General features: G+C 64.6%; 9 protein-coding genes. 3 read left to right on the forward strand and 6 right to left on the reverse strand.

What is annotated here, in order from left to right; genetic code table 11:
- Positions 1-164 precede the first annotated feature (164 nt).
- On the forward strand, positions 165-1910 hold the full coding sequence (ilvB, locus tag QZY48_RS05620; RefSeq protein WP_295428834.1) for a biosynthetic-type acetolactate synthase large subunit: 1746 nt from the start codon (positions 165-167) through the stop codon (positions 1908-1910).
- A 399-nt stretch (positions 1911-2309) separates the two neighbouring features.
- Positions 2310-2549, forward strand: coding sequence for an AbrB/MazE/SpoVT family DNA-binding domain-containing protein (locus QZY48_RS05625; protein WP_295428836.1), 240 nt, complete (start codon positions 2310-2312; stop codon positions 2547-2549).
- Between the two features lie 47 nt (positions 2550-2596).
- Here QZY48_RS05625 and QZY48_RS05630 read toward each other — a convergent pair whose 3' ends face one another.
- The 6 genes from QZY48_RS05630 to QZY48_RS05655 all read right to left on the reverse strand — a co-directional run bounded on the left by QZY48_RS05630 (position 2597) and on the right by QZY48_RS05655 (position 8721).
- Positions 2597-2752: a hypothetical protein gene (locus QZY48_RS05630; RefSeq protein ID WP_295428838.1), complete on the reverse strand. Its 156-nt coding sequence runs from the start codon at positions 2750-2752 to the stop codon at positions 2597-2599.
- 112 nt (positions 2753-2864) lie between these two features.
- Positions 2865-3560: an anaerobic ribonucleoside-triphosphate reductase activating protein gene (locus QZY48_RS05635; protein ID WP_295428840.1), complete on the reverse strand. Its 696-nt coding sequence runs from the start codon at positions 3558-3560 to the stop codon at positions 2865-2867.
- Between the two features lie 197 nt (positions 3561-3757).
- Complete coding sequence (gene nrdD / locus QZY48_RS05640) at positions 3758-3952, reverse strand: anaerobic ribonucleoside-triphosphate reductase (RefSeq protein WP_295428841.1); 195 nt, start codon at positions 3950-3952, stop codon at positions 3758-3760.
- 302 nt (positions 3953-4254) lie between these two features.
- On the reverse strand, positions 4255-7224 hold the full coding sequence (locus QZY48_RS05645; RefSeq protein WP_295428843.1) for a ribonucleoside triphosphate reductase: 2970 nt from the start codon (positions 7222-7224) through the stop codon (positions 4255-4257).
- A 649-nt stretch (positions 7225-7873) separates the two neighbouring features.
- On the reverse strand, positions 7874-8473 hold the full coding sequence (locus QZY48_RS05650; RefSeq protein ID WP_295428844.1) for an AAA family ATPase: 600 nt from the start codon (positions 8471-8473) through the stop codon (positions 7874-7876).
- Positions 8470-8721 (reverse strand): hypothetical protein, encoded by a 252-nt coding sequence (locus tag QZY48_RS05655; protein WP_295428846.1) that lies wholly within the window; start codon positions 8719-8721, stop codon positions 8470-8472. The genes QZY48_RS05650 and QZY48_RS05655 overlap by 4 nt, the downstream gene beginning before the upstream one ends.
- Positions 8722-9169: 448 nt before the next feature.
- Between QZY48_RS05655 and QZY48_RS05660 the strand changes: the two genes are divergently transcribed.
- Positions 9170-10186 carry an IS110 family transposase gene (locus QZY48_RS05660; RefSeq protein WP_295428848.1) on the forward strand — a complete coding sequence of 339 codons (1017 nt, stop codon included), beginning with the start codon at positions 9170-9172 and terminating at the stop codon, positions 10184-10186.
- Positions 10187-10482: the final 296 nt, after the last annotated feature.

The following is a 10482-nucleotide window of genomic DNA, read 5'->3' on the forward strand; positions in this document are numbered from 1 at the left end:
ACTCGATTACGACAACGACAACGACAACGACAGCGTGCCCGGGATCTCGGTCACCACATCAGTTCTGATCGCACCCGTTTGTTCACGCTGGGCTGACAGGTCACTGTGCTTTCTGGGATCATGGGCACCATGCCTCCCCGTTTCCCAGGACCCACCCGATCCCCATGAATGCCCCAGAGACCCTCGCCTTGCGCACCGGCGCCGCCGTGTTATTCGATGTGTTGACAGATCTCGGTGTCGAGACCATCTTCGGCCACACCGGCGGGGCCGTGATTCCGCTGCATGTCGAGCTGAACAAACGCCTGCGCGGCGGCACGCCCTGCCCGCACTTCATCATGTGCCGCCAGGAGTCCGGGGCCGGGCACGCCGCGGAAGGCTATGCCCGCGTGAGCGGCCGAGTGGGCGTGGCGCTCGCCACCTCCGGACCCGGGTCGACCAACCTCACCACCCCCATCGCGGACGCCCACAAGGACTCCATCCCGACGCTCTTCATCACCGGGCAGGTGCCGAGCGGTGCCATCGGCTCCGACGCCTTCCAGGAGGTCGACACGGTCGGCGTCACCCGGGCCATCTCCAAACACAACTACCTGGTCAAGGACGTGCGTGACCTGGAGTGGGTGCTGCGCGAGGCCTATGCCCTGGCCGGCAGCGGTCGCCCCGGCCCGGTGGTGGTGGACATCTGCAAGGACGTGCAGCTCGCGCCCCTGACCCACAGCAACCCGCCCCGTCGTCGCTACCGCGAGTCGATCCCCTTCGACCCGGCCCGGGCCGACGCCATCCTCGCCGCCCTGGCCGCCGCCGCGCGCCCCGTGGTCAAGGCTGGCGGCGGCGTGATCCACGCCGGGGCCGCCGCCGCCCTGTGCCGCTTCGCGGAGCGTTTCGCGGTGCCGGTGACCACCACCTTCAACGGACTGGGCGCGATCCCCTTTGAGGACCCCCACAACCTGGGGATGCCCGGGATGCACGGCACCATCCCGGCCAACTATGCGCTGCGCGACGCCGACCTGATCCTGACCCTGGGCGGGCGCTTCGACGACCGCGTGGCAGTGCGCGGCTTCGCCGCCGACAAGCAGATCGCCCAGGTCGACATCGACCCCTCCGAGATCGACAAGACGGTCGCGACCCATCTGCACCTGGTCGCGGGGGCGGATGCCTTCCTGGACTATGCCCTGGCGAGCGGCCGGGACGCCCGGCACCCGGACTGGATGGCCCAGGTGCAGGAGTGGCGCGCCCAACTGCCCAAGCCCTACCAGAGCGGCCCCAACCTAAAGCCCCAGGCCGTGATCGAGACCATCTCCGAACTGACCGGCGGTGATGCCACCCTGGTCACCGGGGTCGGCCAGCACCAGATGTGGGCGGCCCAGTACTACCGCTTCCAGCGTCCACGCCAGTGGATCAGTTCCGGCGGGCTCGGGACCATGGGGTTCGGGTTGCCCGCGGCCATCGGTGCCTGGTTCGCCGACCGCAGCCGCCCGGTGGTCCTGATCGACGGCGACGGCAGCTTCCAGATGAACATCCAGGAACTGGGCACCGTCGTGGCCCAGCGGATCCCGCTCAAAATGTTCGTGCTCAACAACAACTTCCTGGGGATGGTCCGCCAATGGGAGGACATGATGGACGCCGGGATGCACTATGAGACCTGCCTCTCGCGTACCGCCGAGTGCGACCCGGACTGTACCGACAGCGGTGAAGGCTGCCGCCGCCAGATCCCCAACCTCACCGGGCTCAAATACGTCTACCCCCGACTCAAGACCCTGCGCATCCGCACCAATGAGGAACTGCGCGAGGGGGTTGCCTGGGCGCTGGCCCAAGAGCATCCGGTGCTGGTGGACTGCTGGGTCGACAAGACGGAGAACGTCCTGCCGATGGTGCGGCCGGGGAACACCCTGTACCAGATGGTCGAGGCTTGAATAATCGCCCGCTGGGCGATTATTCAAGTGGTTTAATGCCAAGTGATGAGCGCCGTACCGCAGCGGCGGGGCCAGGCGGGCAATGGCCCGAACCAGAGCCCCGCAGGGGCGTGACATACCAGCCCAGGGCAACGCCCTGGGTTACATAATTTAAGATGTCTAGCCCTGAAAGGGCGTGACCTAGGCCGGGCTCGACGACGGCTGAGTCTCGATGTCGGATTGCTGGGTCAGCTTGCGGGGGCCGCCAGCTTAGCCGCATCTCGGAACGCGACTTTTTGTAACGCAATTTGTTCTTTCATCGCTATACGTAGGAGACTGTAATGAGCCGATTTGAAGAAATTCAAGAGCGACTTGGCTCACTCGGGCTCCTACCCTCGTCCAATCTTCGCTCTATACTCTATGCAATCCACCCTGCGCCAGATCGGCAACGACCGGTGCATCATCATCCCCGCTTCCTTGCTCGCCGAATGTGACATCACAGATCGCATCGATTTGTCAGTGGAAAACGGATGCCTCATCATCAGTCCAGCCAAGCCTGTCCGTGCCGGCTGGTTTGAGAACTATCAGTCTGAGCCCGATGCGAATGCCTGGGAAGGCATCACGGAGACACCCAAGGAACAGGAGGATTGGGAATGGTGAAGCGTGGTATGGAAATGCTTGGGTAATTGCACCGCGGGTAACTCGGCTCACCGGGTTGCCTGCTCAGTCAGCTTGGCCGGCAAGGTGGTTCGCAGGAAATCATCGCTCGCCTCGAAGACCGCTTCGCTTCCCGTATAGTCGCGGATCAGCGGCACTATCTTGCGGCACCCCCATGCCGCGGGCGTCCACATGGCCGCAGTCACGCAGCACCTCCACCGGGAGCGGGTTGCGCGCGCAGGATCACTGCGTCCGCTCCGGGTGGTCAACCCCATCTATCGCCACCTGATCGCCTGCCGCGCTGAAACGGCTGTGGCATTACAGGACCCGCGCCAGTTCGGCGGCGAGGGTCGGATCCAGGGTGTGGCCGGTGCGGCAGGGCTGGACGCGGTGCTCGCGCACGCCCAGCGCGGCGAGGCGCTCGCGCAGGGGTGCCAGGTCGGCGGGGCGGTCCCGGCCGGGCATGGGAGTGGTGCGCACCTGCAGCGGCACCCCGGCCGCGAGCAGGAGGCGCAGGCTCGCCCAGGCGCGCTCGCCTGAGCCGGGGACGCCGGTGATGGTCGGGTAGTCCGCCGACAGGGCCTTGATGTCGAGCCCGACCCAATCGAGCAGCGGCAGCAGCGCCTCGATGCGCGCCGGATAGGCCCCGGAACTGTGCAGCCCGACCTTGAAGCCCAGGGCGCGGGCTTGCGTCATGGCCGCCCCCAGTGCGGGCTGGAGGGTCGGCTCACCGCCGCTGAAGACTACCGCGTCCAGGAGTCCGCGGCGGCCTTCCAGGAAGGCGCGCACCTGGGCCCAGGGGATCAGCCCCGCGGCGCGCGGGGGCAGCAGGTGGGCATTGTGGCAGTAGCGGCAGCGCCAGGGGCAGCCTTGGCAGAAGACCACGGCGGCGAGTTCGCCGGGGTAGTCGACGGTGGTCAGGGGGATGAGGCCGCCGACGCGCAGTTCCCGCCGGGCGCTCGCTGGCGGCACCGGCGCGGCGCCCGTCATCGACGGTGACTGGGCGATTCCCATGACGATTCTCTGCGGCTAACGGCCATGAGGGCTTGTCCGTCACCCCGGAACATGAAAGTTCCTTGTGGGAGCGGCCTCCGGCCGCGACGCGGTGTCGCGGCACGAACTCCGACGCTGCGTTCCCCACGCCACCCGTCGCGGCTAAAGCCGCTCCCACAGTGCCGTTGCACGACTTTCACGGTAAGCCCTTCAGCGGCTCAGGCAGCGGCCTGTTGGGGCACGCGCAGCGGGGTGCCGCACGGGTTCTCGGTAAAGTAACAGCGCTCGCCATGCTCGGCGCGCTTGCCGACGTTGAAGGCGGCGACCGGGCGGTGGTAGCCCATGACCCGGGTCCAGACTTCGCAGCGGGTGCGCTCTTGCGGGTTCAGGCTGGCGGTGGTCAGTTCATTCATGGTCTCGATCTCCTCGTCTCGTTGCTCGATCGCGGTCGGCGTGGCGGGGCCGACTGATTTGTGTTCATGTGCGGCTAGGAACGGTTCACTAATCTCCATTAGCGAATGCCTTGAGCGCCGTTGTCGTTGTCGTTGTCGTTGTCGTTGTCGTTGTCGTTGTCGTTGTCGACATTATCGTAGCGCCGCGGATTCTCTGGCACCCCAAACTGCATCGTTTCTCCGATTCCGATTCCGATTCCGATTACGACAACGACAACGACAACGACAACGACAACGATGGTGTCTAACTTGTTCTTGACTCGTTACAAAGACGCGCTTACCCGCTTGCGCGCGATCAGTTCCTCATCGCACACCGGGCAGAATTCATGCTCACCGGCCAGGTACCCGTGCTTGGGACAGATGGAGAACACGGGGGTGACGGTGATATAGGGCAGGCGGAAGTTGGTGAGCGCGCGGCGCACCAGCCGCTTGCACGCCTCCACACTGGAGACCTGCTCGCTCATATACAGATGCAGCACGGTCCCGCCGGTATAGCGTGACTGGAGCGGCTCCTGCATCGCCAGGGCCTGGAAGGGGTCGTCCGTGAAGCCCACCGGCAGTTGGGTGCTGTTGGTGTAATAGGGCGCGTCCGCCGTCCCCGCCTGGAGGATGCCGGGGAAGCGCTTCTGGTCCTCGCGGGCAAAGCGATAGGTGGTCCCCTCCGCCGGGGTCGCCTCCAGGTTGTAGAGGTGGCCCGTGGTCTCCTGGAACTCCACCATGCGCTCACGCACCCGGTCGAGCAGGCGGATGGCGAGTGCCTGGCCGACATCCGTGGTGATGTCCTCCCGGTCGCGGGTGAAGTTGCGGATCATCTCGTTGATCCCGTTCACCCCGATGGTGGAGAAGTGATTGCGCAGGGTCCCCAGATAGCGCTTCGTATAGGGGAAGAGCCCGGCGTCCAGGTGGCGCTGCACCACCTTGCGCTTGATCTCCAGGCTGTTGCGGGCGAGTTCGAGCAGCCGGTCCAGGCGCGCCAGCAGGGCCGACTCGTCGCCCGCGTGCTGGAAGCCCAGGCGGGCGCAATTGATCGTGACGACACCGACCGAACCGGTCTGCTCGGCCGAACCGAAGAGCCCGTTACCGCGCTTGAGCAGTTCGCGCAGGTCGAGCTGCAGGCGGCAGCACATGGAGCGGACCATGTTCGGCGAGAGCTCTGAATTGATGAAGTTCTGGAAATAGGGCAGGCCGTATTTGGCGGTCATGGCAAAGAGCCGGTCCGCGTTCTCACTCTCCCAGGGGAAGTCCGGGGTGATGTTGTAGGTCGGGATCGGGAAGGTGAAGATCCGGCCCTTGGCGTCGCCCTCCGTCATCACCTCGATATAGGCGCGGTTGATGACGTCCATCTCGGCCTGGAGGTCGCCGTAGGTATAGGGCTGCTCAACGCCCGCAATCACCGGGACCTGATCGCGCAGGTCCTCCGGGCAGACCCAGTCGAAGGTGAGATTCGTAAAGGGTGTATTGCCGGTGATAAAGGTCTTGCCGTTGCGGCGTGCGACGAAGGTGCCGTTACGGGTCGTCGGGCACCAGACCTTGCCCTTGTAAGGGCGACGCTCGATGAGCTGGATATAGGTCTCGCGGTTGCGGATCAGGTTCAGCACATGGACACCCGAGTCCTTGCGCGTATAGACGCTGCTGCCGTAACCGGCCAGGGTGCAAAGCTCCTGGAGGGCATCCAGGTTGTCGCGATCGTTGGTGTAGATCCGGGTGCGGCCGTTCGGCTCGATACTGCCATCACCCTTGATGTAGGTGTCCAGGAAAAGCTGGATCTGACGGACAGATAGGGTGCGGATCACCGCCGGAACGCATTTGCGCTCCAGATGGCCCAGCACGAAGTCACTGCCTTCCTGGTTCAGGCGATAACGGTAGACGGGATAGTTCGAGTAGGTCCCGGTCTTCTCCAGCAGGTGATAGGAGAGGCCCAGTTCTTCGAGCAGCCAGGCGATCTCGGCCGCGTTCTCCGGATGGCCGGTCGATTGGAACAGGCTGATCCGGCGACGCCCGGCGCTGAAGTCGAAGTTGCCCTCGGCGACCACCCAGGCCAGCAGCATCACCACCCGGTCGTCGATCTCGAGCGTCGAATCGGTCTCCCAGGCGTTCGGGATAATCACCGGCGACTTGAGGGCCGCGACCTCTTCGATGTCTTCCAGGACCCAGCGGTTATCGCTGTTGAAAACCTTGCGCAGGACCTTGTGCCCCGGGGTGATCCATTGCTCCTGGGTACGGTTGCGCAGGACGTACATGTCGCCGTCGAACTCATAGGCCTTCACGGCCAGCGGCTCCAGATACTCCAGACGATTGTTGCGCCAATCGAAGGTCGCGATGCGCTCGCCGGTCTGAAGCTGGTCGTAGTGCTTCCAGCCCTGTTCGGTCAGACACTCGGTCTGCGCATCGACACACTGGGTCCCCCAGCGCGAGGGCACATTCAGGTTGTAGATCAATTCCTGGATGCATTGGCGGACCTGGGCATAGTCGAGCCGGTCCGTCCGCACGAAGGGGGCCATATAGGTATCGAAGCTGGAGAAGGCCTGGGCGCCCGCCCACTCGTTCTGCAGGGTCCCCAGGAAGTTCACGATCTGGCCCACGGCGCTCGACATGTGGCGCGGCGGCCCCGCCTCGACCCGCCCGGGCACCCCGTTCAACCCCTCATGCAGCAGGGTGCGTAGCGACCAGCCGGCGCAGTAGCCGCAGAGCATGTCCAGATCATGGACGTGGATGGAACCGTCGCGGTGGACCTCGCCGATCTCGGGCGGGTAGACGTGGGACAGCCAGTAGTTGGCGATCATCTTGCCCGAGGTGTTGAGGATCAGCCCGCCGAGCGAGTAGCCCTGGTTGGCGTTGGCGGCCACCCGCCAGTCGGAGCGGTCCAGGTACTCGTCGATGGAGGCGGCCACGTCCACCAGGGTGCGGGTGTGGTCGCGCAGCCGGGTGTGCTGTTCGCGGTAGACGATGTAGGAGCGGGCGGTCTCGAAGTGGTTGGCCGCGATCAGCGTCTGCTCCACCACGTCCTGGATCGCCTCGATGTCCGGCGCCTTGGTGTGGCCGAAGCGGTGGGCCAGCACCTTGACCACCTGGGCGGTCAGCAGGCGCGACTCCATGTCGCCATACTCGCCGCTCGCCTGGCCGGCGCGCAGGATGGCGGACTCGATCTTGGCGGCATCGAAGGGGACTTCCAGGCCGTCGCGCTTGAGGACCCGCAGGGGCAGGCTGGCGATGTTGGTGTGCGCGGTCCCCATGGCAGGCCCTCCCCCAGTGAAATACTATATTTTGTGTCGGCGACTCTTCTCGACACAGTATATAGGGGGTGGGTGCTCAGGGCAAGACAACTGAGACGCTTACCCCAGGGGTCTGCAGGCGCTCAAAATCGGGTGCCCAGAGGAGCCCCCCGCACGAATTTTCCGCAGAAAATCGGTCCCTACGATGCTGCAGACGATCCCGGCACCGCTTGCCACTCGATGTGCTCCAGTTTCATGAGGCAAGTCGCACACATAGGATGCTGCAGAGGACCCCGGTACCAGTTACCACGGGACAGTTGCCAGCCGCTTCGCTCAAGAACAACAGTCCGTCTTGTTTTATTTTTTCTGAGATAACTAAAATAACGCTCAACCCTATTTTAGTTTCCAGCGTGGAGCGGCAGGCATGAGACAGTACCAGTCAGGCAGCCTCGTGGACCAGGGGACCTACCGCAGCTTCTCGCCCAGCCCGCTGGACCTTCCAGTGATCCCAGGCTGTCGTGTCGCTAATCGGGCCTCTTGGTCTCGCCGCTTTCGCCCGTCCTAATCTCGGCAAAAATGTCATTTTTATGCCTTCTACCCGCCCCACCTGTCCGCGCTCTGGCTGATCCACATCCCGATGGGGCGGGCCGGCTACCGGTTTTTCGGCTGATCACTTAGGTTCAAGCGTGCGATCCCGCAACGCGACGGGGATTGCGGACGCGGCCCAGTCAGGCCAAGTAGCGGCACTCCACTTGACGCGGCCATCCGCCCGCGACAACAAAAGCCGGCGGCGACTTCCCGACCCATCGAGGACGAAGGCGCGATCAGTCAACGCCAATGCTTCCGCCAAGTTAGCGAGGCTCCGGGGGTATCGCCGATGAATATCGGCGAAGGGTACGGAATGACCGCCATCGTCGATACGTTGTCGAACCCGGCCAAGCGACAGCGCTACGTCGTGCAGACCGATATAGATGAGGTTCACCTTGAACCCGATGGCGGATGCCTGGCGCATCAGGATTCGAGGTCCCCGGCCGGTCAAAGTAGTCTCGACGGCGAAGCTGAGATTGGAATGAAGCATGCGAGTGCGTTCGGCGCTTGCCAAGCGACCCGCTTGCAGTGCGACGGTGGAGAGTGAGGGATCGGTCGGATTGAGACGGCGAGCAATCTCGTCGGGGTCGACGATCGGGACCCGGTGACGCAGGTACTTCCCGGTGAGCGTGGACTTGCCGGCACCGTTTGGTCCGGCGACGATCCAGAGTTGCGGTCTCACGTTGCCAGCGCGCGCACGAGAACGATCGATCCATCAGCGTCGAAACGGACCAGTTCGCGGCGCTGATCCGGCCAGGTGCGAATGACGTGCCCGGCGGGGGTATCGGCCTCGGCGGTGTAAATGGGGCGACCGGCGCGCAGGTGCGCCGCGGCGGCCTCGCCGTCGTCGACTGCAAGTTGTTGCTCGAAGTCCGCGAAAAACGCATCTTCTTCGGTGGCTGTCATCGGGGCGGGGATGTCAATCAACATGGCTTCAGTCTCGGCCTGCTAGGAGCTTTGGGAAGTTTACCAGCACGGACACCCGCAAGCCTCGGGAAGAGTCTGCGGTGGTGATGATCGAAAATCAACGGCGGCCCGGTGGTTTCGCGTGCGAAATCTCGGTGGCGTCGGCCCCCTGCTGCTCGAAGGCCAGCGGCGCCAGAACCTCGCCCGCAATGCCACCCCCGGGTCGATGGTCACATGCGTGCCCTGGGCCTGCTGGAGCGGTCCGCCGCGTCGTGGCGGTCATGGGGTCACGGTCATGGCGAGTCATGGGGTCAGGCCTTGCCTTTTGACTGACCCCAGTCCCCTGCCCCTGTTCCCCTCATGACGGGAGGAAAAAAACAAGACCTGATGATCATCTAGCCGACCCCGCCCGTTGGCCTACAGTTTAGGTAGGGATCAACCCGAACTGAAGACCGGACAGGAGGAGTCGACCATGAAACTTTACGGCGGGATCGACCTGCACTCAAACAACAATGTCGTGGCCCTGTTGGACGAAGAAGATCGCGTGGTGCTGCGCGCGCGACTGGCCAACGAGGCCGCGGGCGTCCTGGCGGCCCTGGCGCCCCACCGCGAGGCGATTGTGGGCCTGGTGGTAGAGTCCACCTACAACTGGTACTGGCTCGTCGATGCCCTGATGGAGGCCGGCTACCGGGTCCACCTGGCCAACACGGCCGCCATCGTGCAGTACAGCGGACTCAAGTACAGCGACGATGATTCGGACGCCCGCTGGCTGGCGAAGTTGCTGCGCCTGGGACTGTTGCCCGAGGGCTACATCTATCCCAAGGAAGATCGCGCGGTGCGCGACCTGCTGCGGCGGCGCATGCGGTTGGTGCAACAGCATACGGCGAACCTGCTCGCAGTGCAGAACCTGTTTGCCCGCAACCGCGGTAAGTCATTGAGTGCCAATGAGGTCAGGCACCTCACGCCGGAGGCGGTCAGCGGCTTGCTGCCCGACCCCAACCAAGCGCTGGCGGTGCAGAGCAACCTGCTGGTGATGCGGGCCCAAGACGCGGCCATCGCGCTGCTGGAACGTGAGGCGCTGGCGCAGGTCAAACTGCGCCCCGCCTACCGGCACCTGCTCACTGTCAACGGAATCGGCACCGTGCTGGGGTTGACCATCATGCTGGAAACCGGGCCGGTGGCGCGCTTCAGCCAGGTTGGCCACTACGCGTCCTACTGCCGCTGCGTCGGCAGCGAACACCTGTCCAACGGCAAGCGCAAGGGTCACGGCAATACCAAGAGCGGCAACAAGTACCTGGCCTGGGCCTATCTGGAAGCGGCGAACTTCGCGGTGCGCTACAACGCCACGGTGAAGCGCTACTACCAGCGCAAGCGGGCCAAGACCAACGGCGTGGTCGCCATTAAGACGGTCGCGCACAAGCTGGCCCGCGCCTGCTATTACATCCTGCGCGACGGCACCGACTTCGCGGTCAGTCGCGCCTTTGGCTAAACTTATGCGTAGGGAGTCGTCGGCGATCCAGGACACGGGGTTGGCCATAAGCCGCCAGATCTGATTGGACACCGACGCCTCCCCGCCAACGCCACGGAGGACTGCCTGTGACCGAAACGCCCCTGCCCGCGAGCCACGAAGAGGTTGGACGGCGCCCGTCGGGTGCCGAGCCACAGTTCTGTGAACCCGCGGTTGGGCCGGGGTGGGGGCGGGCCGGATGCGCCGGACTTTTTGGGGTCCGCGCACCCGGCCCGCCCCCACCCCGGCCTGCGCGGCCCACTTGGACCCGGGGAGGG

Source organism: uncultured Thiodictyon sp., assembly GCF_903828115.1.
In the GTDB taxonomy this organism is placed as follows: Bacteria; Pseudomonadota; Gammaproteobacteria; order Chromatiales; family Chromatiaceae; genus Thiodictyon.